At 65.3% G+C, this 22,472-nt stretch carries 25 protein-coding genes; 14 read left to right on the top strand and 11 right to left on the bottom strand.

The genetic code is table 11. The features are described from left to right. Positions 1–170: 170 nt before the first annotated feature. The gene (locus A0U87_RS18280) at positions 171–1,619 is read left to right on the top strand and encodes an amidohydrolase (protein WP_048939380.1); all 1,449 of its coding nucleotides are present in this window, start codon (positions 171–173) and stop codon (positions 1,617–1,619) included. 19 nt (positions 1,620–1,638) lie between these two features. On the opposite strand, the gene A0U87_RS18275 is transcribed toward A0U87_RS18280, so the two are convergent. The 5 genes from A0U87_RS18275 to A0U87_RS18255 form a co-directional block, all read right to left on the bottom strand. After that, positions 1,639–2,283, bottom strand: a complete 645-nt coding sequence (locus tag A0U87_RS18275; protein WP_004207533.1) for a trimeric intracellular cation channel family protein — start codon at positions 2,281–2,283, stop codon at positions 1,639–1,641. Between the two features lie 53 nt (positions 2,284–2,336). Beyond that, positions 2,337–3,653, bottom strand: a complete 1,317-nt coding sequence (locus A0U87_RS18270; RefSeq protein WP_048939379.1) for a M20/M25/M40 family metallo-hydrolase — start codon at positions 3,651–3,653, stop codon at positions 2,337–2,339. A gap of 99 nt (positions 3,654–3,752) precedes the next feature. Then, positions 3,753–4,298 carry a glutathione peroxidase gene (locus A0U87_RS18265; RefSeq protein WP_048939378.1) on the bottom strand — a complete coding sequence of 182 codons (546 nt, stop codon included), beginning with the start codon at positions 4,296–4,298 and terminating at the stop codon, positions 3,753–3,755. A gap of 39 nt (positions 4,299–4,337) precedes the next feature. Continuing rightward, the gene (locus tag A0U87_RS18260; RefSeq protein ID WP_048939377.1) at positions 4,338–5,051 is read right to left on the bottom strand and encodes a VIT family protein; all 714 of its coding nucleotides are present in this window, start codon (positions 5,049–5,051) and stop codon (positions 4,338–4,340) included. Between the two features lie 67 nt (positions 5,052–5,118). Then, positions 5,119–6,897, bottom strand: coding sequence for an ATP-binding cassette domain-containing protein (locus A0U87_RS18255; RefSeq protein ID WP_048939376.1), 1,779 nt, complete (start codon positions 6,895–6,897; stop codon positions 5,119–5,121). A gap of 140 nt (positions 6,898–7,037) precedes the next feature. Between A0U87_RS18255 and A0U87_RS18250 the strand changes: the two genes are divergently transcribed. Beyond that, positions 7,038–7,763 carry an SIMPL domain-containing protein gene (locus A0U87_RS18250; RefSeq protein WP_137405836.1) on the top strand — a complete coding sequence of 242 codons (726 nt, stop codon included), beginning with the start codon at positions 7,038–7,040 and terminating at the stop codon, positions 7,761–7,763. Positions 7,764–7,767: 4 nt separating this feature from the next. Here A0U87_RS18250 and A0U87_RS18245 read toward each other — a convergent pair whose 3' ends face one another. Then, entirely contained in the window at positions 7,768–9,261 is a 1,494-nt protein-coding gene (locus A0U87_RS18245) for a DUF389 domain-containing protein (RefSeq protein ID WP_048939374.1), read from the bottom strand. Between the two features lie 70 nt (positions 9,262–9,331). On the opposite strand from A0U87_RS18245, the gene A0U87_RS18240 reads away from it, so the two are divergent. The 4 genes from A0U87_RS18240 (at position 9,332) to A0U87_RS18225 (ending at position 12,310) form a co-directional block, all read left to right on the top strand. Then, positions 9,332–9,670 (top strand): hypothetical protein, encoded by a 339-nt coding sequence (locus A0U87_RS18240; RefSeq protein WP_004207540.1) that lies wholly within the window; start codon positions 9,332–9,334, stop codon positions 9,668–9,670. A gap of 48 nt (positions 9,671–9,718) precedes the next feature. Beyond that, positions 9,719–10,384: a response regulator transcription factor gene (locus A0U87_RS18235; RefSeq protein ID WP_004207541.1), complete on the top strand. Its 666-nt coding sequence runs from the start codon at positions 9,719–9,721 to the stop codon at positions 10,382–10,384. A 169-nt stretch (positions 10,385–10,553) separates the two neighbouring features. Next, on the top strand, positions 10,554–11,858 hold the full coding sequence (locus A0U87_RS18230) for a HAMP domain-containing sensor histidine kinase (protein WP_107917678.1): 1,305 nt from the start codon (positions 10,554–10,556) through the stop codon (positions 11,856–11,858). Between the two features lie 98 nt (positions 11,859–11,956). Next, the gene (locus A0U87_RS18225; RefSeq protein WP_048939372.1) at positions 11,957–12,310 is read left to right on the top strand and encodes a YbaN family protein; all 354 of its coding nucleotides are present in this window, start codon (positions 11,957–11,959) and stop codon (positions 12,308–12,310) included. Between the two features lie 28 nt (positions 12,311–12,338). On the opposite strand, the gene A0U87_RS18220 is transcribed toward A0U87_RS18225, so the two are convergent. The 3 genes from A0U87_RS18220 to A0U87_RS18210 form a co-directional block, all read right to left on the bottom strand. Then, positions 12,339–12,740, bottom strand: a complete 402-nt coding sequence (locus A0U87_RS18220; protein WP_037519987.1) for a hypothetical protein — start codon at positions 12,738–12,740, stop codon at positions 12,339–12,341. 77 nt (positions 12,741–12,817) lie between these two features. Further along, the gene (locus tag A0U87_RS18215; RefSeq protein ID WP_048939370.1) at positions 12,818–13,573 is read right to left on the bottom strand and encodes a molybdopterin-binding protein; all 756 of its coding nucleotides are present in this window, start codon (positions 13,571–13,573) and stop codon (positions 12,818–12,820) included. Further along, a complete protein-coding gene (locus tag A0U87_RS18210) occupies positions 13,570–14,052 on the bottom strand; it encodes a GFA family protein (RefSeq protein ID WP_048939369.1) in 483 nt (160 codons plus the stop codon). The genes A0U87_RS18215 and A0U87_RS18210 overlap by 4 nt, the downstream gene beginning before the upstream one ends. Positions 14,053–14,135: 83 nt before the next feature. On the opposite strand from A0U87_RS18210, the gene map reads away from it, so the two are divergent. The 6 genes from map to A0U87_RS18180 all read left to right on the top strand — a co-directional run bounded on the left by map (position 14,136) and on the right by A0U87_RS18180 (position 19,170). Further along, complete coding sequence (map, locus tag A0U87_RS18205) at positions 14,136–14,966, top strand: type I methionyl aminopeptidase (RefSeq protein ID WP_010336065.1); 831 nt, start codon at positions 14,136–14,138, stop codon at positions 14,964–14,966. Positions 14,967–15,302: 336 nt separating this feature from the next. After that, positions 15,303–15,641 carry a P-II family nitrogen regulator gene (locus tag A0U87_RS18200; protein ID WP_004207549.1) on the top strand — a complete coding sequence of 113 codons (339 nt, stop codon included), beginning with the start codon at positions 15,303–15,305 and terminating at the stop codon, positions 15,639–15,641. Positions 15,642–15,735: 94 nt separating this feature from the next. Next, positions 15,736–17,148, top strand: a complete 1,413-nt coding sequence (gene glnA / locus A0U87_RS18195) for a type I glutamate--ammonia ligase (protein ID WP_004207550.1) — start codon at positions 15,736–15,738, stop codon at positions 17,146–17,148. Between the two features lie 120 nt (positions 17,149–17,268). After that, entirely contained in the window at positions 17,269–17,571 is a 303-nt protein-coding gene (locus A0U87_RS18190; RefSeq protein ID WP_048939368.1) for a DNA-binding protein, read from the top strand. 43 nt (positions 17,572–17,614) lie between these two features. Beyond that, entirely contained in the window at positions 17,615–18,664 is a 1,050-nt protein-coding gene (locus tag A0U87_RS18185) for a nitronate monooxygenase (RefSeq protein ID WP_170978423.1), read from the top strand. Next, positions 18,661–19,170 carry a DUF4269 domain-containing protein gene (locus A0U87_RS18180; RefSeq protein ID WP_048939366.1) on the top strand — a complete coding sequence of 170 codons (510 nt, stop codon included), beginning with the start codon at positions 18,661–18,663 and terminating at the stop codon, positions 19,168–19,170. The genes A0U87_RS18185 and A0U87_RS18180 overlap by 4 nt, the downstream gene beginning before the upstream one ends. A 16-nt stretch (positions 19,171–19,186) precedes the next feature. On the opposite strand, the gene A0U87_RS18175 is transcribed toward A0U87_RS18180, so the two are convergent. Further along, positions 19,187–19,840 (bottom strand): histidine phosphotransferase family protein, encoded by a 654-nt coding sequence (locus tag A0U87_RS18175; protein WP_010336062.1) that lies wholly within the window; start codon positions 19,838–19,840, stop codon positions 19,187–19,189. Positions 19,841–19,931: 91 nt separating this feature from the next. Further along, positions 19,932–20,333, bottom strand: a complete 402-nt coding sequence (locus tag A0U87_RS18170) for a M67 family metallopeptidase (protein ID WP_048939365.1) — start codon at positions 20,331–20,333, stop codon at positions 19,932–19,934. 17 nt (positions 20,334–20,350) lie between these two features. Here A0U87_RS18170 and A0U87_RS18165 point away from each other — a divergent pair, with 17 nt between their 5' ends. Continuing rightward, a complete protein-coding gene (locus A0U87_RS18165; RefSeq protein ID WP_048939364.1) occupies positions 20,351–21,301 on the top strand; it encodes an RluA family pseudouridine synthase in 951 nt (316 codons plus the stop codon). Between the two features lie 78 nt (positions 21,302–21,379). Beyond that, positions 21,380–22,294 carry an RNA polymerase sigma factor RpoH gene (gene rpoH / locus A0U87_RS18160; RefSeq protein ID WP_004207557.1) on the top strand — a complete coding sequence of 305 codons (915 nt, stop codon included), beginning with the start codon at positions 21,380–21,382 and terminating at the stop codon, positions 22,292–22,294. Positions 22,295–22,472: the final 178 nt, after the last annotated feature.

The following is a 22,472-nucleotide window of genomic DNA, read 5'->3' as shown; positions in this document are numbered from 1 at the left end:
CCGGCTGCGTGGCCGGAAACCCTCTCATTGTCGGAGACGCAGGCCCGAAAATTTCCCCCATCAAAAATTTCACTTTTGTGATGGTGGTATCCATCGCCCTGATCGATAAGCCGTTTCACCAGTGGGGATGGTGCGGACCGCCCCGCTTCATGCAGCCAGGGGATACATCCATGTCACGCTTCGCCCGCTCCTTCCTCGCCTTCCTCGCGCTCGGCGCATCGGCGCCCGCCCTGGCCGGGCCGCTGGCCGATGGCGACAAGATGGCGATCATGGCGGATGTCGATCGCGGCGCCGACGCGCTGGCCAAGAACGCGCTGCAGATCTGGAACTATGCCGAAATCGGCTTTCAGGAGACCAAGAGTTCGGCCCTGTTGCAGCAGCAGCTAAAGGCCGCCGGCTTCACGGTCGAGGCCGGGATCGCCGGCATGCCGACCGCCTTCGTCGCCCGCTTCAGGACCGGCGACGGCCCGGTCATCGGCCTGCTCGCCGAATATGACGCGCTGCCCGGCCTGCCGCAGGCCGCCGAGCCGGTGCGCAAGCCGATCGAGGGCATCGCCGGCCATGGCTGCGGCCATAATCTGTTCGGCGCCGCCTCGGTCGCGGCCGCCATCGCCACCAAGGACTGGATGGTCGCGCACAAGATCAAAGGCGAACTGCGCCTCTATGGCACCCCGGCGGAGGAAGGCGGATCGGGCAAGGTCTTCATCGTCCGCGCCGGCCTCACCAAGGATGTGTCGGCGATGATCCACTGGCATGCCGCCGACAGCAACAGCGCGTCGCAGAACACGGCACTCGCCAATATCAGCGGCAAGTTCCGCTTCCACGGCACCGCTGCCCATGCCGCCGCCGCGCCCGAACGCGGCCGCTCCGCGCTCGACGGGGTCGAGGCGATGGACGCGATGGTCAACATGATGCGCGAACATGTGCCGCAGGAAACCCGCATCCATTATGTCATCACCGATGGCGGCAAGGCGCCCAATGTCGTGCCAGACACGGCCGAGGTCTATTATTATGTCCGCCACCCCAACCAGCAGGTGGTCGCCGACATCATGGACCGGGTGAAGAAGGCGGCCGAGGGCGCGGCCATGGGCACCGGCACCACGGTCGAGTTCAACCAGGTCGGCGGCACCTTCGACCTGCTGCCCAACGACACGCTGGGCCATGTCATGTATGACAATCTGAAACAGGTGACCCTGCCCAGCTACAATGCGCAGGAGCAGGCCTTCATCACCCAGATCCAGTCGAGCTTCCCCAAGGGCACGCGCATGGGCGACGGCAGCGTCGAAGCCTATAGCAGCGGCGGCCTGACCCCCGCCTCCACCGATGTCGGCGACGTCAGCTACACGACGCCGACGGTCGGCATGGTCGCGGCCACCTGGGCACCCGGCACCCCGCCGCACAGTTGGCAGGCAGTCGCGGCCAGCGGCACCAGCGTCGGCACCAAGGGCGCGGTCGTCGCCGCCAAGGCGATGGCGCTGACCGCCGCGCAACTGTTCCAGAGCCCGGACACGCTGGCGGAGGCCAAGGCCGAACTGGATCGCCGGCGCGGCAAGGATTTCGTCTATCGCTCGCTGCTGGGCGACAAGGGGCCGGCGCTGGAATATCGAAACGGGAAGTGACGGTCCCGAAGCAGGCCGATCACTCGCCCGCCTCCTTATAGGCGGGCAACCCCAGCCCGCGCCGGATTGCCAGCGCCCGCAGGCCAAATCCCAGCAGCGCCGCGATCACGCCGGCGACCGGCACATCCAGCCCGGCCAGCCGCAACAGCACGAACAGGCCGGAGGCGAACGCTGCGGCTGTGACATAAAGTTCGGGGCGCAGCAGGATCGACGGCTCGCCCGCCAGCGTGTCGCGCATGATCCCGCCAACACAGCCTGTGACCACGCCCATCATCCCCGCGACAAAGGGCGGCACGCCAAAGCTCATTGCCTTGGCCGCGCCAAAGACCGCGAAGGCAGCCAGCCCGATCGCATCGAGCCAGTCGAGCGCATGGTCGCTCCACCAGCGGCGCGGCGTGATCCAGACGGTAATGGCGGCAGCCATGCAGACAATCGACGGCGCCGGATCATGGATCCAGAAGACCGGCGCATCGATCAGCAGGTCGCGCACCGTGCCGCCGCCCACCCCGGTCAGCAGGGCGAAGAAGGCAAAGGTCACCAATGTCTGGCGCAGGCGCGCGGCAGCCAATGCGCCGGAAGCCCCGAAGACGAAGGTGCCGATCAGGCTCAACGCCTCCAGCACGGGTCCGATATGGGTGGCGATCGTCGGGGTCGGCGGCAGCATGGCTTTCCGTAGCCGCTATCGGGCGCCAGCGGAAGCCGGCGCCCGAGGCACGATCATTTCCGGCCCTTCTCGGCCGACAGGCGGGTCATCAATATGGCCGCCCGCTTGGCCTGGCGCGGCATGGTGGACAGGTCCGCCTTTTCCGCCGGGCTATGGTCGCCGGTCGAGGCGAGGCCCAGCCCCACCAGCCCGTCGACATCCTGCGCGACGAAGCTGATATCGCCCGCGCCGCGCTTGAGCGGATCAAGCTCGGGCATTTCGGGCAGGCCCAAATCCTTGTTGATGCCATTCAATCTGCCGAGCAGCGCGCGGTTGCCCGCCGTTGGTGCCATGGAGGGATAGCCCAGATCAAAGGCGATGCTGGCACCGGTGCCGGGCAGATGGCCGTTGTCGACAATTGCCTGCATCTTCGCCCGCACCCGCTCGGTCTGGTCCTGGCTGAGCGTGCGGAAATCGCCCTTGGCGACGGCGATCGGCGGGATGATGTTGGTCTTGCCGGTCACGGCGATGCGCACGCCGTCCTTGTCGACGTCCGCGCTCTGGCCGCCACCGATCAGGCCGACATTGAAGGTCAGGTTTGGCTCCGGCAATTCCTTGCGGAAAGCGGTGATGATCCGCGCCATTTCATAGACGGCGCCATCACCGGCGGCGGCCGAGAAGATGCCCGAACTGTGCGCCGATTTGCCGCTGGTGGTCAGCGTCCAGCTGTTGGAGGAGCGGCGCGCGATCGAGCCCATATCCTTGCCGTCCTCGCGGCTCAGCCCCTCGAAATCGAGCGCGACGTCGGCGCGCTTGCCGGCCGCGATCAGGTCAGCGCGCGCGATCGAAACCGGATCGCCCGAATCCTCCTCGTCACCGGTCAGTACCACCTCGATATTGGCGTTCTTGAGCGTGCCCGCCGCCTGCATCGCCTTCAGGGCGAGCAACATCGTCACCACCCCACCCTTGTCGTCGCCAACACCCGGCCCGGCCGCCCAGTCGCCCTCGCGCTTGAAGGTCTGGAACGGCGAGTCCGGCTCGAACACCGTGTCGAGATGGCCGATCAGCAGCATCTTCGTCGTGCCCGCCTTGCCCTTATGCACGGCGATGAAATGGCCGGCACGCTTGACCTGATCCATCGGCTTCCAGCTAACGGTGAAGCCCAGCGCCTCGAACTCAGGCCGCAGCATGTCGGCCACCGCCTTGACGCCGGCGACATTCATCGACCCGCTATTCTGGTTCACGATCTTTTCGAGGAGGGCGATCGCGGGCTCATGGCCGGCATCGACGCTGGCGCCGATCTTCTGTTCGGCCGGGCTCAGCGCCGCCTGCGCCGTGGTCGCCAGCAGCATCGCGCCGCACAGGGCCGCCTTCACAATAGTCTGTCGCATGGGTTCGTAACTTCACCGGAACAAAGGAAAAATGGGCCGCTCTGGGACGGCTGCAGAATAAAACGGGTGGCGCGCGCAGACACGCCACCCGTCGGATGCTTATTTCGCCAGTTCAGCTTCGATCGCGGCAACCAGCGCCGGATCATCGGGCGCGGTCGTCGGTGCGAAACGGGCCGCGACGCTGCCATCCTTGGCGATCACGAACTTCTCGAAATTCCAAAGGATTTCCGGCACCGGATTGGGCGTCATGCCATAGCCCTTGAGCCGCTCGCGGAAGCTGTCGCCATCGCCCTGCGCCTCGGGCTGCGCGCTCGTCAGGGCGGCATAAAGCGGATGCTTGTCCGGCCCGCTGACCACGATCTTCTCGAACATCGGGAAATCGACGCCGAAATTGGTGGTGCAGAAGGTGGCGATCTCGTCATTGCTGCCCGGCTCCTGGGCGCCGAAATCATTGGCCGGGAAGCCCGCGACCACCAGCCCCTTGTCCCGATAATCGGCATAGAGCTTTTCCAGCCCCTCATATTGCGGCGTCAACCCGCATTTGGAGGCGACATTGACCGCGAGCACGACCTTGCCGGCATAATCGGCCAGGGTCGCGTCGGCGCCCTTGATGGTCTTGAGCGGTATTTGCTGAATTGCGGTCATGCATCGTCTCCCTTGGATATCAGGCGGCGGACCTTGCCATCATATGGCGGCGCCGAAAAGATGCCCCGCCGCCGCCGTCACAGCCATCGCCAGCGCGCCCCAGAAGAAGGTACGCAGCATCGACCGCCCCGGCCGCGCCCCGCCCAGCCGCGCCCCGACATAGCCCAGCAGCAACAGGCAGAGCAGCGACACCGGCACGACGCTGATCCCGGCCAGCGACGGCGCGATGGCCGCGGCGACTACCGGTGGCGCCGCGCCACAGGCGAAGCTCGCCGCCGAGGCCAGCCCTGCCTGCACCGGGCGCGGCGTGCTGAGGTCGGAAATGCCCAGCTCATCGCGGGCATGGGCGCCCAGCGGATCGGTCGCCATCAACTGGGTAGCCACCTGCCCAGCCAAGTCCCAGTCCAGCCCGCGCTCGACATAAATGTCGCGCAGCTCCTCCCATTCGGCATGAGGCTGCGTTGCCAGAGCCTTCTTTTCCTTGGCGATATCGGCACGCTCGGTATCCGACTGGGCGCTCACCGACACATATTCGCCCGCCGCCATCGACATGGCGCCCGCCACCAGCGCGGCAATGCCCGACAATAATATGGACTCGCCCGTCGCGCCCGATGCGGCGATGCCGGTCATCAGGCTGGCGGTCGACACGATGCCGTCATTGGCGCCCAGCACGGCCGCACGCAACCAGCCGACCCGGTTGACATAATGGACGGCATGATGCGGTCGCGACGGCTCGACGCGTGGCGTGGTCATATGATGGAGCCCCCTGTCAGATCATCCAGCCCGTTGGCTATCAGATGCAGGGGGCAGCGCAAGGGGCTCAGCCCAGCCCCTCGGCCTTCTCCGCCAGTTCGAGCCAGCGCTCCTCGGCGGCATCCTTCTCGGCGCGAGCCTTCTCGATCGCAGCGGTCAATGCCGCGAATTTCTTCGGGTCGCGGGTATAAAGCGCCGGGTCGGCCAGCGCCTCCTCGTCGCGGGCGATCGCCGCTTCCAGTTCCTCGATCTTCTTGGGCAGCAGGTCGAGGTCGCGCTGGTCCTTGTAGGTCAGCTTGGTCGAGGCCGGCTTGGGCGGCGGCGGGGCCGCAGCCTCCTTCTTCTCCGCCTTGGGCGCGCGGCGCGGATCGCGCTTGGCGATCCAGTCGGCATAGCCGCCGACGATCACGTCGACCTTGCCCGATCCGTCGAGGCCGAGCGTCACGGTAACGGTCCGATCGAGGAAGTCGCGGTCATGGCTGACGATCAGCACCGTGCCGTCATAATCCGCGATGACTTCCTGTAGCAGGTCAAGCGTTTCGAGGTCAAGGTCGTTGGTCGGTTCGTCCAGCACCAGAAGGTTGGATTCGCGGGCAAATTCGCGCGCGAACAGCAAGCGCGAACGCTCGCCACCCGACAGGGTGCCGACCTTCGCCTCGGCCAGCGAGGGATCGAACAGGAAGTCCTTCAGATAGCCATGGACATGCTTACGCACGCCGCGCACGTCGATCCAGTCGCCGCCTTCGGCCAGCACGTCGCGTACGCTCTTGTCGCCCTGCATCAGGCTGCGCTGCTGGTCGATGAAGATCATGTCCAGCGTCTTGGCCAGCGTCACCTCGCCGCTATCGGGCGCCAGTTCGCCGGTCAGCAGCTTCAGCAAGGTCGACTTGCCCGCACCATTGCCGCCGACGATGCCGATCCGGTCGCCACGCTGCACGCGCAGCGAGAAGTCGTTGATGATCGTGCGGTCACCAAATGTCTTGGTGACATGCTCGGCCTTGATGACGCTCTTGGTCTTGCTGTCATCGCTCGCCACCGCGATCTTGGCAGTGCCCTGCGGCCCCTGCATCGCGGCACGCTGGGCGCGCATCTCCCACAGCTTGGCCAGCCGCCCCTGGTTGCGCTTGCGCCGGGCAGTGACGCCGCGCTCCAGCCAGTGGGCCTCGATCTTGAGCTTGGCGTCCAGCTTCTCGGCGGCGCGCGCCTCTTCGGCATAGACCGCTTCCATCCAGTCCTCGAAACCGCCGAAGCCGATCTCGTTACGGCGCATCTGGCCACGGTCGAGCCACAAGGTCTGGCGGGTCAGGCGGGTCAGGAAGGCACGGTCATGGCTGATGACGATGAAGGCACCGGTATAGCGGGCGAGCCAGCTTTCCAGCCAGTCGATCGCAGCGATATCCAGATGGTTGGTCGGCTCGTCCAGCAGCAGCAGGTCGGGTTCGCTCGCCAAGGCGCGGGCGATCGCGGCGCGGCGGCGCTCACCGCCGCTCGCAGTCGCGGCCTCGCGCGACAGGTCGATGCCCAGCTGGTCGGCGATCGCCTCGACCTCATGGGCGGGCGGCGCGAATGCGCCGGCCAGCGCGAAATCATGCAGCGTCTTGAAGGCGCTGACGTCCGGATCCTGCTCCAGCGTCACCACCCGCGCGCCCGGCTGCACCGAACGAATGCCCTCATCCGCCTCGATCTGGCCGCCGATCAGCTTCAATAGGGTGGTCTTGCCCGCGCCGTTGCGCCCGATCAGTGCCAGCCGGTCGCGCTGGCCGACATGGATGTCGATATGCCGGAACAGCCAGTGGCTGCCCTGCGAGAGGCCGAGATTTTCGAAGGAGAGAATGGGTGCTGCCATGGCGGTGCAGCTAGGGCCTATCGGGCGTCGGGGCAAGAGTGGAACCGGAAAGCTGTCGGACGGCTTTCAACGCAGGACAGCGTCCATTCATCGCACCCCGGCCAAAAACGGGTGCAGGACTTACAGAGGAGACCATGTCCATGAAATCCGCTCTCGCCCTGATGGCGCTCGGCGCCGCCGCACTGCCTGTCGCGGCTGTTGCCCAGACCAGCGTCACCATCGCCGAGACCGCGCCGGTGGTGACGTTGAACGTCACCGAAAGCGTCGAGGCCGCGCCCGATGTCGCGACCATCGGCACCGGCGTCCAGACCAAGTCCCCGACCGCGGCCCAGGCGATGAAGGACAATGCCGCCAAGATGGATGGGCTGATCGCGGCACTGGCCAAGGCCGGCATCGCCAAGGCCGATATCCAGACCAGCGGCATCAACCTCAACGCCCAATATGATTACAGCAACCGCGACGGCCAGCCGTCCGGTACGCGTTTCCTGGGCTATGAGGCGTCGAACCAGCTCAGCGTCAAGGTACGCGACGTGAAGAAGGTTGGCGCGCTGCTCGATACGCTGGTGCAGGCCGGGGCGACCAACATCAACGGCCCCAGCTTCACGGTCGAGGATCCGAGCCCGCTGCAGGCCCAGGCCCGCGCCACCGCGCTCAAGACGGCCAAGGCCCAGGCCGATTTCTATGCCCAGGCGGCAGGCTATCGCTCGGCCCGGCTGGTCTCGATCTCGGAAAGCAGCAGCGGCGGCAATGCGCCGATGCCGCTGATGGCCGCCCGCTTCAAGGCCGACGCCGCGCCGACCCCGGTGGAACCCGGCCAGGTCAGCGCACCGATCAGCCTGACGGTCCAGTACGCGCTGGAACGCTAAGCCGTCATTCCTCGACGCGCCAGTGCGGCACCGCAAGGTCCGCGCTGGCGCCTTTGACCAGCCGCGCGTCGATGCCACGATCGGCAAAGGGCTTGAGCAGCCCCTCATGCCCCTCCCCCTTGATCGACATGTCGATCGGCAGGCCGGTGCGCTGCGCCGCCCACAGCACAAGCGCCAGCCGATCCTTGTCCGTCACGGCCCCTTCATCATCCAGCGCGAGCGACGGCAGCGGCAGGGTCGGCGGCGTAATCTCTATCGCCCAGCCGGGCGTTGCCGCCGCCGCCCGCCGCTCCAGCGCCCAATAGGCGCCAAGGCCCGCATCCGGCAAAGGCTGCGCCCGCACCACCGCCCGTTTGCGCGCTGTATCGACCGTCACCGCATCGGGATTGACACCGGCGACCAATGCCAGCCGGTCGGTCAGGCGATCGACCTGGCCCTGTACCTCACGCCGGGCGGTCTGGGCGGCGAGCAACTGGGCATTGTCGGCATCCGTCCCCTCCCCCACCCGGATCTGTTCGATATCCAACGACACCGGCTTGCCCAGCATGTCGCCCAGAATATGGCCGGCCCGCGCGGACGCGTCGCGCTCATAATGGCTGGTGAGGACGCTGGCGGTCACGGCAAGCGGCCTAGCGGCGAAATCCAGGTCGAGCTGCGCGATCCGGGCGCCATCGGGAAATTCGCGCCGGATGACGTCGCGGGCATCGCGGGCGGCCCGCGCTTCCCAAGCGATCTGGCCGAGCGACAGGCCGAGCGGCACTGCCAGCGCCAGGAAGATGGCACCGATGAAAACCATCTGCAGCCAGCTCTGGCTGGGCGACAGCCGCCGGCCAAAACCATAGAGGCGCGCCATGATCGCCGCAGCCAGGGCGATCGTCACGAAATTGGTGAAGAAGAGCAGGAAGGCACCGCCCGCGACTGTTGCGTTAAGCGTCGCCAGTCCAAAGCCCACCGTTGCCAGCGGCGGCATCAGCGCGGTGGCGATTGCGACGCCGACGATCGTCCCCGCCTTGCCGCGAATCATCGCATAGGCGCCCGCTAGCGCGGAAAAGAGCGCGACCATCAGGTCAAACAGATTGGGTCGGGTGCGCGCGGCGATTTCACTGGTCACCGTCTGTAACGGCGACAGCAGGACGATGAAGGCGGTGAACGCGATCGCCACCAGCGCCCCGCCCGCCAGCGCGACGATCGTCCGGCGGATTTCGCGCGCATCGGTCATGGCGAGGCCAAAGCCCAGCCCGACGATCGGCCCCATCAGCGGCGAGATCAGCATCGCACCGATCACCACGGCCGGCGAGGAGAGCAGCAGGCCGAGCACCGCAATGCCCGCCGACATCAGGATCATGAAGGCGTAGGACGGGCTCCAGCCATCATCGGCCCGGACCCTTTCGAGCACCGCCTGATGATCGATCCCGCGGATCACATGGCTGCGCCACCAGCGCGGAACGGAGCGCCACAAGGGCGCATCGGCTACGGGCCTGTCATCTTCATTCTGCATGGCTGGCAAGCCTAATTCGCCCGGCCGCTCCTTTCCAGCGCGGAATGACCGGTCATTCACCACCTGTTCAATGCGCTTCGCCTATGCCATGCCCATGACAATGATCGCCAAAAGCCTGACTGCCGGACTGGCCGCAATTATGGCCCTGTCCCTTATGACACCGGTCGCCGAAGCCGGTGGCCGCCGTGACGAACAGGATGCCGCGCGTCGCGCGATGCTGGACGGCCAGGTCATGCCCTTTTCGATGATCAAGCGCCGGGTCGACGCCCAGGTGGGTGGTGCCACCTATGTCGGCAGCGAGTTCAACCCCTCCACCAATCGCTATCGCCTGAAATATGTGAAGGACGGCAAGGTGATGTGGGTTGATGCCGACGGCCGGACAGGCGATATCATCGGCTGGGCGCGCTGACCGCGCGCCGCCCAACCTCTTTGCGTCGATAACAAGAAACGGAACCCTATGCGCCTGCTGATCGTCGAGGATGAACCGAGTCTGGGCCAGCAGCTCAGGAACACGCTGGAAGGTGCCGGCTATGCCGTCGACCTCGCCACCGATGGCGAGGATGGCCATTTCCTGGGCTCGACCGAAAATTATGACGCCGTGGTCCTGGACCTGGGCCTGCCGACGATCGACGGCCTGACCGTGCTTGATCGCTGGCGCAAGGAAGGCCGCAGCTTCCCGGTGCTGGTGCTGACCGCGCGCGATAGCTGGTCCGACAAGGTCGCGGGCCTCGATGCCGGCGCCGACGATTATCTGGCCAAGCCCTTCCAGAGCGAGGAACTGATCGCCCGCCTGCGCGCGCTCATCCGCCGTGCCAGCGGCAACGCGTCGAGCGAACTGATCGCCGGCGACGTCCGCCTCGACACCCGTTCGGGCAAGGTGACGCTCAAGGGCGATCCGGTGAAGCTGACGGCGCAGGAATATAAGCTGCTGTCCTATCTGCTCCACCACAAGGGCAAGGTGGTCAGCCGCACCGAGCTGATCGAGCATATCTACGACCAGGACTTCGACCGTGATTCCAACACGATCGAAGTGTTCGTGACGCGCATCCGCAAGAAACTCGGCGCCGATGTCATCACCACCATCCGCGGCCTTGGCTACAGCCTGGACGAGCCGGGGCGCTGATCCGCGCCCCATCCGCCTCCGTTCGCTGCGGGCGAAGTCGACAGGCGAACAGGTCCGTCCCATCGGCCATGTTTCTCGACTGCGTATGCAGTGAACGGGTGTAGGATCATTTCGCATGGCCAGCCCGTCGCCCTCCCCCGTCCGGTCCACCGGGTCGATCAGCCGCCGCATGATCGGCATTGCCGCGCTGTGGATCAGCGTGCTGCTGCTGGGCGGCGGCGTCGCGCTCGACCGGGTGCTGTCGGACGCGGTGACGCGCAATTTCGACGACGGCATGAATTATGTGCTGACCGCGATGATTGCGGCGGCCGAGATCGGCCCGGACGGCGAAGTGCTGTTCAATCGCGAACTGGCCGACCAGCGCTTCCTGGAACCCAATAGCGGCCTCTATTACCAGATCAGTGCCAAGGGGCATGAGGATTGGCGGTCGCGATCGCTGTGGGACCGGGCGCTCAAGGTGCCGGGCGACCATGCCGACCGCAATTTCCATGTCTATGACAGCAAGCAGTTTCCCGGCGAGGATCTGCGCGTCATGGAGCGCAGCGTCATCCTGCCCGGTTCCGACGCGCGCTGGATGTTCATGGTGGCGCAGGCGCGCCAGGGCCTCGATGGCCAGATCAAGACGCTGCGATCCACCCTGTTCAAGAGCTTCGCGCTGCTGGCGCTGGGCCTGATCGTGCTTGCCACCTTGCAGACCATCTATGGCCTGCGGCCGCTGCGCAAGGTGCGGCTGGAAATCATCAAGATGCGCGATGGCGACAAGAGCCGGGTGACCGAACCCATGCCCGCCGAAGTGCTGCCGATGGTCGAGGAACTGAACGCGCTCCTCGCCCATAATGAGCGGCAGGCAGAGGAAGCGCGCACCCATGCCGGCAACCTCGCCCATGCGCTCAAGACGCCGCTGACCGTCATCATGAACGCCGCGACCGCCAATGCGCCGAACCTGGGCGAAACGGTCGTGCGCGAGGCGACGACGATGCGGCGCCAGGTCGACCATCACCTCGCCCGCGCCCGCGCCGTCGGCCGGCGCGGCGCAGCACAGAGCCGGGCCGAGGTCTGGGCTAGCCTGGAGGCGGTCGAGCGCGCGGTGCGCCATCTCTATCAGGATGCGCGGGTCGACATGGACGGCGACAAGCATGCGGCGGTCCGCGTCGAGCGGCAGGATCTGGACGAAATGCTGGGCAATCTGGTCGAGAATGCTGCCAAATATGGCGGCGGCAGCGTGTTCGCGACGGTCAGCCGGGTTGGCGCGATGGTCGAGATCATGGTCGAGGATGATGGCATGGGCATTCCCGAAGCCGACCGGGTGCGCATCTTCGATCGCGGCGTGCGGCTCGATTCGGGCAAGCCCGGCACTGGCCTTGGCCTCGCCATCGTCCGCGACGTCGCCGAAATCTATGGCGGGTCGGTGGCACTGGAGGAGAGCGAGGATCTGGGCGGGTTGCTGGTCCGGCTGCGCCTGCCGGCCGCCTGACAAAGGGCGCCCGACGAAAGGCAATTGCGTTCCTGCAAATCAATAGCATAGACAGGATAGACCGGGCCGCATCGGCCCATTCCAGACGGGATCGACGGGTGCGGCGCCATCTCTATCTCATTGCCGGCTTCCTCTCGATCGGATTGGGCACGCTGGGCGCCTTCCTGCCGCTGCTGCCGACCGTCCCTTTCATGATCCTGGCCGCCTATTGCTTTGCCCGCTCCAGTCCGGAACTGGAGGCAAAGCTGCTGGATCACAAGCATTTCGGTCCGCATATCCGCCGCTGGCGCGAACGCGGCGCGATCAGCCGCAAGGGCAAGAAGGCCGCGCTCGGCGCCTTTGCCTTCAGCGCGATCCTGGCGCTGATCTTCTCCCCCTTCCCCTGGTATCTGATCCCGCTGGCCGCGGCGCTGATCGGTGGCACCTGGATCTGGACCCGCCCGGAAAGCTGAGCCGCCTGGGCGGGATCGATATCAGCCCTTAGCCTTGCGTCTTTGCATAATCGCGCAGCGCGCGTAGATCGCGGGTAATCCACTTGGCGTCGCGCGCGAAATCCTCGTCGCTCATACCGGGCTGGCGAAAAAGCGTCAGCATCACCTCTGCCCCATCCCCATTCTCGATGACGCGCAGCGGGACATGAACCTCACGGCCATCACCGGTCTCGACGAAATGGTCCATCACGCCAAATTCATTGTGCGGCGTGAAGCGAACCACGATCGGCCCATCGGGACCGTCGGCAATCCATCCGGTGCCGCCCCTGCGCAGATCGGCCTCGGTCAGGCCCGATGCCCATTTCGGGAATATCTCCGGCTGCCAGATCGCTTCGTAAAGCTCGCGCCAGTTGCGCGCTATCGTGACACTATAGGTTCGCGCGGTAAGCATGCAGAATTCTCTTTTAGAAGTGGAACTGCGCTGTACCGCTGCCAGGCCTTCTTGTCACCGCAACGGATGTTTCTTGGCTAGATACCGCCCGGCACCGGGGACCAGCCGCCGGAGGTCAGCGCGGCGCCAAGGTCCGTGACGCACGCATCCAGCACCGCCTGGTCGGTCGAGCGGATGACGAAATTGGCGCCGGTGCGCCCTTCGCGGAAGAAGGGGTAGCTCCCGATCTGGACACCGTCATGGGCGCGCTCGGTAGCGCCGAGCAGGTCGGCGATCTCGCTTTCCGCGACCCAGCAGCCGATCGTCGCCGACAGGACGGGCAAGCCGCCTTCCAGCGCGCCGGTCAGGCTGTCGAGCATGCCGGCGGTGATATGCGGCACGCCGGCCATGATGAAGATATTGCCGTGGCGGATGCCCGGCGCGCCCGACATGCGGTTTTCGATGAGGTCGGCGCCCGCCGGCACCCGCGCCATGCGCAGCCGCGCGTCGGTCAGGCCGCCGCGCGTGACATAATAGCGCTCCAATATCGCCCGCGCCTCGGGATGGATCTCCACACCGACGCCCAGCGCCGCCGCGATCGCATCCACCGTGATATCGTCATGGGTCGGGCCGATGCCGCCGGTGGTGAAGAGATAGTCGTTGCGGGCGCGCAATATGTTGACCGCCTCGACGATCGCGTCCTGCACATCGGGCACCACCCGCACTTCGCGCAGGCGGATGCCCTGGACATTGAGCCAGGTGGCGATCTGCGCGACATTCTTGTCCTGGATGCGGCCCGACAGGATTTCATCGCCGATCACGATCACGGCGGCGGTCCAGATACGGTCGCTCATGCCAGCGGCTCCGCACGGGTGGCAAGCGCCATCAGCCGGGCCAGCCGATCGGGCGGCAGAACGTCCGCCGGCTTGTAGCTGGCCTCGAAGACCGGCACGTCGACGGGCAAGGCAGTCCAGTCCGACCGATCGGCCACGAAGATCGCGGCATCGGGCCGGATCGCCGAGCGATCGTCCAGCGTGCCGACCCGGATCGCCGCCCCCGCCCGGCCAAGACGGGGATAGAAGCTCCAGACCGCCGTGCCGCAGTTGGCACAGCGCACGATCACCTGGGTCTTGCCGCTGCCGGTCGGCACGACATGTTCGCTCAACTGCCCAGACAGGAGATGAAGATGATCGACCTCGACAAAGGCGTTGACGGCCGACGCTGCACCGCTCTGCCGCTGGCACAAGCTGCAATGGCAGTTGTTGACGAAGATGGGGTCGGCATCGACCCGATAGCGCACCTCACCACAGGCGCATCCGCCTTCCATCACCATGTCCGTTTCTCTTTTCCTGATAGCGACCGAGGGGCTGAGCGAAGACACTCGCAATGCCGGATCGCAGGGTCTATATCAACCACATGACCGAATATATGACGATGACGGCCGACGCGCCGGTTTCCCGCTCGACCGCGATCAAGCTCTATGACGCGGCCGGTTTCGACGGCATGCGCAAGGCCGGCCGGCTGGCCGCCGAGATCCTTGACGCGCTGGTGCCCCATGTGGTGCCGGGCGTGACCACCGGCGAACTGGACGACATCGTCCGCCGCATGACGCTGGACGGCGGCGGCGTGCCGGCGACCCTGGGCTATCGCGGCTATACCCATAGCTGCTGCATTTCGCTCAACAATGTGATCTGTCATGGCATTCCGGGCGACTATAAGCTCAAGGACGGCGACATTCTCAATATCGACGTCACCCCGCTGGTCGATGGCTGGCACGGCGACACCAGCCGCATGTTCATCGCCGGCGACGCCCCGATCAAGGCGAAGCGGCTGGTCGAGATCACCTATGAATGCCTGATGCTGGGCATCGAGCAGGCCAAGCCCGGCAATCACCTGGGCGACATCGGCCATGTCATCCAGCGCCATGCCGAAAAGCATCGTTACGGCGTGGTCCGCGATTTCTGTGGCCATGGTCTGGGCCGCGTCTTCCATGACAGTCCCGAAGTGGTCCATGTCGGCCGCCCCGGCACCGGTCCGGAGCTGAAGCCCGGCATGTTCTTCACGATCGAGCCGATGATCAACATCGGCAAGCCCGGCGTGAAGATGCTGGATGATGGCTGGACGGCGGTGACGCGCGACCGCACCCTGTCGGCGCAGTTCGAGCACAGCATCGGCATCACCGAAACCGGCTGCGAGATCTTCACCAAGAGCCCGACCGGCCTAGACTGCCCGCCCTACGCGCGCTGATTTCTGCCTGCCCATGGCGGTCCCAAAGGCCCGCTCCGCTCATGCTATCGGGATCATTCCTGACCGGCGTCGACGGGGCGGGCCTTTTGCATGATGGATCGCTCAACCACTGCCCAAAAAACAGGCAGAATGACATGATATTGCCCGGAATCCGGGCAATATGGACAAAGATTGCTGCATCGCCGAAAGCAGGCCTAGCGATTCGCCACTTGGCACGGTAATTGATTGTTAAGGGAGACGGCGCTTGCCTCGGGGGGCATGATGATCGTCGCTTGAAGGTTGAAGGATGCGGGGCCAACCCGCGTCCATTCGTGCGTCATGGGTTGGGATTAAGTGATGAAGAAGATCGAGGCGATCATCAAGCCGTTCAAGCTGGACGAGGTGAAGGAAGCGCTGCACGAAGTGGGCGTGTCCGGCATCACCGTCACCGAGGCGAAGGGCTTCGGCCGCCAGAAGGGCCATACCGAACTGTATCGCGGCGCCGAATATGTCGTCGACTTCCTGCCCAAGGTGAAGCTGGAGGTCGTCGTCGACGATGCGCTGGCCGACCGGGTCGTCGAAGCGATCTGCAGCGCCGCCCAGACCGGCCGCATCGGCGACGGCAAGATCTTCATTTCCGCCATCGAGGGCGCGGTGCGCATCCGCACCGGCGAACGCGACAGCGACGCCATCTGATTTTCGACAGGTTCTAGCCGGCGGACAGTGGTCCGGCGGACACAGGCTTCAACGACCCCTTCGGGGGGGTATCCATAGAGAAGGGCAAGTGCACATGGCCAACACGCCAAAAGACATCCTGAAGATGATCGAGGAAAAGGAAATCGAGTGGGTCGATGTCCGTTTCACCGATCCCAAGGGCAAGTGGCAGCACCTGACCATGGTGTCTTCGGTCCTCGGCGAAGATGAGCTGACCCAGGGCCTGATGTTCGACGGTTCGTCGATCGAAGGTTGGAAGGCGATCAACGAGTCGGACATGATCCTGAAGCCCGACCTGGACGCCGTCTATGTCGATCCGTTCAGCGCGACCCCGATGCTGATCATCTTCTGCGACATCGTCGAGCCCGACACCGGCGAACTCTATGCCCGTGACCCGCGTTCGTGCGCCAAGCGCGCCGAGGCGTTCGTCAAGTCGGCCGGTTTCGGTGACACCATTTATGTCGGCCCGGAAGCCGAATTCTTCATGTTCGACGATGTGCGCTTCGAGAATGATTACTCGCAGAGCTACTACAAGATCGACGACATCGAACTGCCGACCAACACCGGCAAGGAATATGAAGGCGGCAACCTGGGTCACCGTCCGCGCGCCAAGGGCGGCTATTTCCCCGTCGCGCCGGTCGATCCCTGCACCGACATCCGCGCCGAAATGGTGTCGACCATGCTCGAAATGGGCCTGCCCTGCGACAAGCATCACCATGAAGTCGCCGCCGCGCAGCACGAACTGGGCCTGACCTTCGGTACGCTGGTCCAGACCGCCGACCGCATGCAGATCTACAAGTATGTCGTGCAGATGGTCGCCCAGGCCTATGGCAAGACTGCGACCTTCATGCCCAAGCCGATCGCGCAGGACAATGGTTCGGGCATGCACACCCACATGTCGATCTGGGAAGGCGGCAAGCCGCTCTTCGCGGGCGAAGGCTATGCCGGCCTGTCCGACACCTGCCTCTACTTCATCGGCGGCGTCATCAAGCACGCCAAGGCCCTCAACGCCTTCACCAACCCGACCACCAACAGCTACAAGCGCCTGGTGCCGGGCTTCGAAGCCCCGGTTCTGCTGGCCTATTCGGCCCGCAACCGTTCGGCCTCCTGCCGTATTCCCTACGGCGCCGGTGCCAAGGCGAAGCGCGTGGAATTCCGCTTCCCCGACGCGATGGCCAACCCCTATCTCTGCTACGCCGCGCTGCTGATGGCCGGCCTCGACGGCATCGAGAACAAGATCCATCCGGGCGCCGCGATGGACAAGAACCTCTATGACCTGCCGCCCGAAGAGCTGAGCCAGGTGCCGACCGTCTGCGGCTCGCTCCGCGAAGCGCTCAACAGCCTCGAAGCCGACTATGAGTTCCTGCTCAAGGGCGACGTGTTCACCAAGGACCAGATCGATGCCTATATCGAACTGAAGTGGCCCGAAGTGTATCGCTGGGAAATGGCGCCCTCGCCGGTCGAATTCGACATGTATTACAGCGCCTGATCCTTTCACAGGTTGCTGGAGGACGGGCCCGGTCGCGCAAGCGGCCGGGCCTTTTCCGTTGCGGCGCGGCCGGCGTGCTGTTCTATTCTGGCGCCACGCATCGACGAAGGGAGACTCGCCTTGCAGATCAGCGGAAAGCTTGCCCGCGCCGCTCGCGCCTTGGTGGAATGGCCGCGTGATCATGTCGCTCGCCTTGCGGGGATCGATACGCCGATGCTGGCCGATTTCGAAGCCGGGCGCGCCGATCCGGGTGACGATGCCAAGGCACGGCTGCGCCTGGTACTGGAACAGGGCGGCGCCGTCTTCCTGCCGGAGGATGGCGAACAGGGCGCTGGCGTTCGACTGAAATTCACCGCACGCGACGTGCGCGCGATCAACCGCATGGAAGGCGAAGGCGGCCCGGTGGGCAACGACGACGTCTGATCCCCCTGTTGCAGGATTGATCGCCACCGCCCACATGAACTGCATGAACCCGATTGACGCGCTAGACCTTTCCTTTCCCCTGATCCAGGCGCCAATGGCGGGCGTATCGACGCCGGCGATGGCCGCCGCCGTCAGCAATGCCGGGGCGCTGGGATCGATCGCCGTGGGGGCAACCGATGCGGCGGGTGCGCGCGCCATGATTGCGGCAACACGCGCGCGCACTGACCGGCCGTTCAACGTCAATCTGTTCGTCCACGCGCCGCCCCGTGTGCGCCCGGCCGAGGAGCAGGCGTGGCTGGCCGCGCTGGCGCCACTCTTTGCCGCGCAGGATGCGGCACCGCCCGCGGGCCTTGAGACCATCTATCGCAGCTTTGCCGAAGACCCGGCGATGCTCGACCTGCTAGTCGAAACACGGCCGCGCGTGATCAGCTTCCATTTCGGGCTGCCCGGTGTGCAGCAGATCGCGGCGCTCAAACAGGCGGGCTGCCTGTTGCTCGCATCCGTCACCAATTTGGACGAGGCGGTCGCCGCCCGCACCGCTGGTATCGACGTTCTGGTGGCGCAGGGATTTGAAGCCGGCGGCCATCGCGGCATGTTCGATCCCGATGCGCCCGATGCGATGCTCGGCACCTTTGCGCTGACCCGCCTGCTGGTGGCGAAGGCCGGCCTGCCGGTGATCGCCGCCGGCGGCATCATGGACGGACGGGGCGTCCGCGCCGCGCTCGCCCTGGGCGCGGTGGCGGCGCAACTGGGCACGGCGTTCATCGCTTGCCCGGAAAGCAGCGCCGACGCCGCCTATCGCGCCGCCCTTGCCGGCCCGGCCGCCCAGCACACAGTCATGACCCGCGCCATTTCCGGCCGCCCGGCCCGCTGCCTTGCCAATCGTTTCACCCAATGGGGCACTGAAAATGGTGGCGACGTGCCCGCCTATCCGCGCGCCTATGCCGCCGGGAAGGCGCTCAACGCGGCTGCCAAGATCCAGGGCGAAGGCGGCTATGGCGCGCAATGGGCGGGCCAGGGTGCGCCCCTCGCCCGCGCCCTGCCAGCCGCAGAGCTGATCGCGGCGATCGCGGCGGAGATGCGCGAGGCATGAGCCGCGTCGCGCATGACGTCGCGCTGCAACGCACCGGCGTCCTGACGTTATTGGCGCCCTATGATCCGCATGTTGCGGGCACGCCGCCGCTTGGCCTCGACCTGCCGGGCAGCGACATCGATATTGTCTGCGAAGTGCGGGATTTCGATGCCTTTGCCACCTTGCTGACCGAGCATTTCGGCGATCGGCCGGATTTTTCCGTCCATGCACGGCCCGACATTGATGCCATGATCGTCCGCTTTCGCGCATGGGACTGGCCGTTCGAGATTTTCGGTCAGGCCTTGCCGGTCGCGCAGCAACATGGCTGGCGCCATTTCGCAATCGAGCGCCGCCTGCTCGATCTGGGCGGCCCCACCCTGACGCAGGCGATCATGACCTTGCGCCTTCGCGGCCTGAAGACCGAGCCCGCCTTTGCCGCGCTGCTGGGTCTGACGGGCGATCCCTATGCCGCGTTGCTGGAACTGGAGGGACAGGACGACGCAGCCCTGCGCGCCCTGCTGCCCTGAGTTTTTCCGACCCGAATTATTCTGCGCGGTCGGGGATGGCGGCGCCAAACAGCAGCACCGAATCGCCCGGCGGCGACAGCACGATCTCGCCGCCAGCCTCCATCACCAGCGCGCGCACCATCCAGGCCGCCGCCGTGCGCGACGCCAGGCCACCGGCCGGCAAGGTTCCTGCCAGCGCCGCGCGCAGTTCGGGATCGAGAATGACCTTGGGCCCTTCGCCACGCACCACGATCTCCGTCACGCCGGGGCGCTTCTCCGCACCGATGTCGAGCTGCCCGCCGCGCACCAGCGCATCGCCGGCGATCAGCGCCAGATTGAGCAGCACTTTGACCGCGAGCTTGGCCAGCATCTGTTCCTCGACCATCCAGCCAAGCTTCACCCGGCCCGAGGCGAACATGCCCTCGATCGCGACTTTCGCCTCATGCGGCGGCACCGCATCGCCAAAGCCGCCCGCCGAACCAAAGGCCAGGCGAAAGAATTTCAGCTTGTTGGCCGAGGTGCGGGCACTGTCGGCCAGCAGGTCCAGGCAGCGCTGGCGCATGTCCGGGTCGGTTTCGTCGGCCATGAGTTCCAGGCCATTGTTGAGCGCCCCGACGGGGCTCAGCAGGTCATGGCAGAGGCGCGAGCAGAGCAGGCTGGCAAATTCGATGCTGTCGATCGGATGGGTCATGGAGATGGAGGCCGCCGGATTTACGGGAAAAGACACCTACCCGGCTAGGCTTCCCCAGCCGATGATGCAAGCCCGGCTCACCCCCTTTGCATCACCTTATATCGAGCAACGCCTCCACGAAGGCCACGCCCCCCTCCCCGTCCGGACCGGCCACCCATGCGCGCACCGCTCCCGCGCCGACGATCAGCCACAAGGCGCCGTCCGGCGCTGCGCAGGCCCGGTCCGTTTCCGACGGAATCGGCACGCCCGATGGGTGGGAATGATAATGGCCAAGCACCGCCGGCCCGCCCCGGCGCGCGGCCCGGTGCGCGGCCAGCAAGGTCGCCGGCGCCAGTTCGAAATGACGAGCCGGGTCCGGCGCGACATTGGCCGCGAGCCGGATCGCGTCGATGCGCGCGCCCTGCCCCAGCAGCAGGCCACAGACCTCCCCCGGCTCGGCCGCGGCCAGGGCCATGATTTGTTCCAGCAGCACCCTTGAAATTTCGGCCTTCATTCCTACATCCCTAGGCAATGATTCCGGGGGTTTCCATCATTGAAACGACGATAGGCGAAGCCCAAGCGGGTTTGCGCCTTGATCGCGCATTGGCCGAACTGCTGCCCGACCTGTCGCGCGAGCGGATCAAGGCGTTGATCGTCGAGGGACAGATCGTCTCGGGCGGTCGATCGCTCAACCCGTCGATGAAGGTGGCGGTGGGGCAGGATTACAGCATCACTCTGCCAGCCCCGGTCGCGCTCGACGCCGTGGCGCAGGATATTCCGCTCGATATCGTGCATGAGGATGCCGACCTGATCGTGGTGGACAAGCCCGCGGGCCTGGTGGTTCACCCGGCGGCCGGCAATCTGGACGGCACGCTGGTCAATGCGCTGCTGCACCATTGCGATGGTCAGTTATCCGGCATTGGCGGCGTGGCGCGTCCCGGCATCGTTCATCGCATCGACAAGGATACTTCTGGCCTGTTGGTCGTTGCTAAGTCGGACAAGGCCCATGAGGGCCTCGCCCGACAGTTCAAGGATCACAGTATCGACCGGCTCTATGCCGCGATCGTCTATGGCATTCCAACGCCGGGGTCCGGCACGGTCGATGCCTGGATCGGGCGGTCCGACGCTGATCGAAAGAAGATGGCGGTTCATCGGGAAGGGCGCGGCAAACATGCCGTCACCCATTACCGCGTGATGGAGCGCCTGCGCGGCGCGGCGATGGTGGAATGCCGGCTGGAAACCGGCCGCACCCATCAGGTTCGCGTGCATATGGCGCATCTGGGTCACCCCTTGATCGGTGACCCGGTTTACGGTAGAGACAGAAAAGGTTTCAAATCAATACTGGAAACGCTGGGTTTCAAAAGGCAGGCATTGCACGCGAAACGGCTGGGGTTCATACATCCTGTGACGGAGGAACCCTTGGCTTTCGACAGTCCCCTGCCTGCAGATATGCAGGAACTGTTAAGCGAGCTTCACGTATAGGTTCTGACAAGTTTGCGCGGCCAGCGGATGCCACTTTCGGGTTCGCCTGGCGCGCATGTAAAGGGAAGGAATTGTGACATGGCCAATCGGAGCAATGTCCCCGCGGTTCCGGCGCTGGGCGGTGAAGCCAGCCTCAACCGCTATCTGTCGGAAATTCGCAAGTTTCCGCTGCTGACCCCCGAGCAGGAATATATGCTCGCGAAGCGCTACGAGGAACATCAGGATCCCGAGGCGGCGGCCCAGCTCGTCACGTCTCACCTGCGCCTCGTGGCGAAGATCGCCATGGGCTATCGCGGCTATGGCCTGCCGGTCAGCGAACTGATCAGCGAAGGCAATATCGGCCTGATGCAGGGCGTGAAGAAGTTTGAGGCTGAACGTGGCTTCCGCCTGGCGACCTACGCCATGTGGTGGATCCGCGCGTCGATCCAGGAATTCATCCTGCGCAGCTGGAGCCTGGTCAAGATGGGCACCACCGCGTCGCAGAAGAAGCTGTTCTTCAACCTGCGCCGGATGAAGAACAATATCGAGGCGTTCGAGGATGGCGATCTGCGCCCCGAGGACGTGACCAAGATCGCGACCGATCTGGGTGTGTCGGAAGATGACGTGGTGTCGATGAACCGTCGCATGGCGATGGGCGGCGATACCTCGCTCAACGTTCCGATGCGCGAGGATGGCGATGGCCAGTGGCAGGATTGGCTGCAGGACACCGATCCGCTGCAGGACGAACGCGTCGCCGAGGAGCAGGAACGCACCCAGCGTCACGAGATGCTGGTCGAGGCGATGACCGACCTCAACGACCGCGAGAAGCATATCCTAGCCGAGCGTCGCTTGGCCGAGGAGCCCAAGACCCTTGAGGAACTGAGCCAGGTCTATGGCGTGTCGCGCGAGCGCGTCCGCCAGATCGAGGTTCGCGCCTTCGAGAAGCTGCAGAAGGCGATGATGCGCATCGCGGGCGGCAAGCTGGAAAAGATGGCACGCTTCGCCGCAGCCTGATCCGGCCACACAGGAAAAAGAAGAAGCCCCGGAGCGATCCGGGGCTTTTTTTTCGTCTTAAGGCCTGTGGGGATTCATCGAGAGTTGATGACGGCTGCGGCGAGGTAGATGATGGCCTCGAAGCTGCTGTCGGTTTTGCAGGCGCGCATGGCGATGCGTTTGAACTCTTTGAGTTTGC

The organism is Sphingobium sp. MP9-4, assembly GCF_005281675.1.
Classification (GTDB): Bacteria; Pseudomonadota; Alphaproteobacteria; order Sphingomonadales; family Sphingomonadaceae; genus Sphingobium; species Sphingobium yanoikuyae.
The sequence above is the reverse complement of the archived record's forward strand: the minus strand, read 5'-3'. Positions and strand labels throughout refer to the sequence as shown.

What these genes read in the sequence shown, in the direction of transcription:
- A0U87_RS18235 (WP_004207541.1), top strand. Translation starts at nt 9,719, where the DNA reads ATGCGCCTGCTGATCGTCGAGGATGAACCGAGTCTGGGCCAGCAGCTC.
- glnA (WP_004207550.1), top strand. Translation starts at nt 15,736, where the DNA reads ATGGCCAACACGCCAAAAGACATCCTGAAGATGATCGAGGAAAAGGAA.
- map (WP_010336065.1), top strand. Translation starts at nt 14,136, where the DNA reads ATGACCGAATATATGACGATGACGGCCGACGCGCCGGTTTCCCGCTCG.
- A0U87_RS18180 (WP_048939366.1), top strand. Translation starts at nt 18,661, where the DNA reads ATGAGCCGCGTCGCGCATGACGTCGCGCTGCAACGCACCGGCGTCCTG.
- rpoH (WP_004207557.1), top strand. Translation starts at nt 21,380, where the DNA reads ATGGCCAATCGGAGCAATGTCCCCGCGGTTCCGGCGCTGGGCGGTGAA.
- A0U87_RS18215 (WP_048939370.1), bottom strand. Translation starts at nt 13,573, where the DNA reads ATGAGCGACCGTATCTGGACCGCCGCCGTGATCGTGATCGGCGATGAA.
- A0U87_RS18165 (WP_048939364.1), top strand. Translation starts at nt 20,351, where the DNA reads ATGATTCCGGGGGTTTCCATCATTGAAACGACGATAGGCGAAGCCCAA.
- A0U87_RS18210 (WP_048939369.1), bottom strand. Translation starts at nt 14,052, where the DNA reads ATGGTGATGGAAGGCGGATGCGCCTGTGGTGAGGTGCGCTATCGGGTC.
- A0U87_RS18200 (WP_004207549.1), top strand. Translation starts at nt 15,303, where the DNA reads ATGAAGAAGATCGAGGCGATCATCAAGCCGTTCAAGCTGGACGAGGTG.
- A0U87_RS18250 (WP_137405836.1), top strand. Translation starts at nt 7,038, where the DNA reads ATGAAATCCGCTCTCGCCCTGATGGCGCTCGGCGCCGCCGCACTGCCT.
- A0U87_RS18260 (WP_048939377.1), bottom strand. Translation starts at nt 5,051, where the DNA reads ATGACCACGCCACGCGTCGAGCCGTCGCGACCGCATCATGCCGTCCAT.
- A0U87_RS18175 (WP_010336062.1), bottom strand. Translation starts at nt 19,840, where the DNA reads ATGACCCATCCGATCGACAGCATCGAATTTGCCAGCCTGCTCTGCTCG.
- A0U87_RS18255 (WP_048939376.1), bottom strand. Translation starts at nt 6,897, where the DNA reads ATGGCAGCACCCATTCTCTCCTTCGAAAATCTCGGCCTCTCGCAGGGC.
- A0U87_RS18240 (WP_004207540.1), top strand. Translation starts at nt 9,332, where the DNA reads ATGCGCTTCGCCTATGCCATGCCCATGACAATGATCGCCAAAAGCCTG.
- A0U87_RS18245 (WP_048939374.1), bottom strand. Translation starts at nt 9,261, where the DNA reads ATGCAGAATGAAGATGACAGGCCCGTAGCCGATGCGCCCTTGTGGCGC.
- A0U87_RS18275 (WP_004207533.1), bottom strand. Translation starts at nt 2,283, where the DNA reads ATGCTGCCGCCGACCCCGACGATCGCCACCCATATCGGACCCGTGCTG.
- A0U87_RS18185 (WP_170978423.1), top strand. Translation starts at nt 17,615, where the DNA reads ATGAACCCGATTGACGCGCTAGACCTTTCCTTTCCCCTGATCCAGGCG.
- A0U87_RS18230 (WP_107917678.1), top strand. Translation starts at nt 10,554, where the DNA reads ATGATCGGCATTGCCGCGCTGTGGATCAGCGTGCTGCTGCTGGGCGGC.
- A0U87_RS18265 (WP_048939378.1), bottom strand. Translation starts at nt 4,298, where the DNA reads ATGACCGCAATTCAGCAAATACCGCTCAAGACCATCAAGGGCGCCGAC.
- A0U87_RS18280 (WP_048939380.1), top strand. Translation starts at nt 171, where the DNA reads ATGTCACGCTTCGCCCGCTCCTTCCTCGCCTTCCTCGCGCTCGGCGCA.
- A0U87_RS18170 (WP_048939365.1), bottom strand. Translation starts at nt 20,333, where the DNA reads ATGAAGGCCGAAATTTCAAGGGTGCTGCTGGAACAAATCATGGCCCTG.
- A0U87_RS18270 (WP_048939379.1), bottom strand. Translation starts at nt 3,653, where the DNA reads ATGCGACAGACTATTGTGAAGGCGGCCCTGTGCGGCGCGATGCTGCTG.
- A0U87_RS18220 (WP_037519987.1), bottom strand. Translation starts at nt 12,740, where the DNA reads ATGCTTACCGCGCGAACCTATAGTGTCACGATAGCGCGCAACTGGCGC.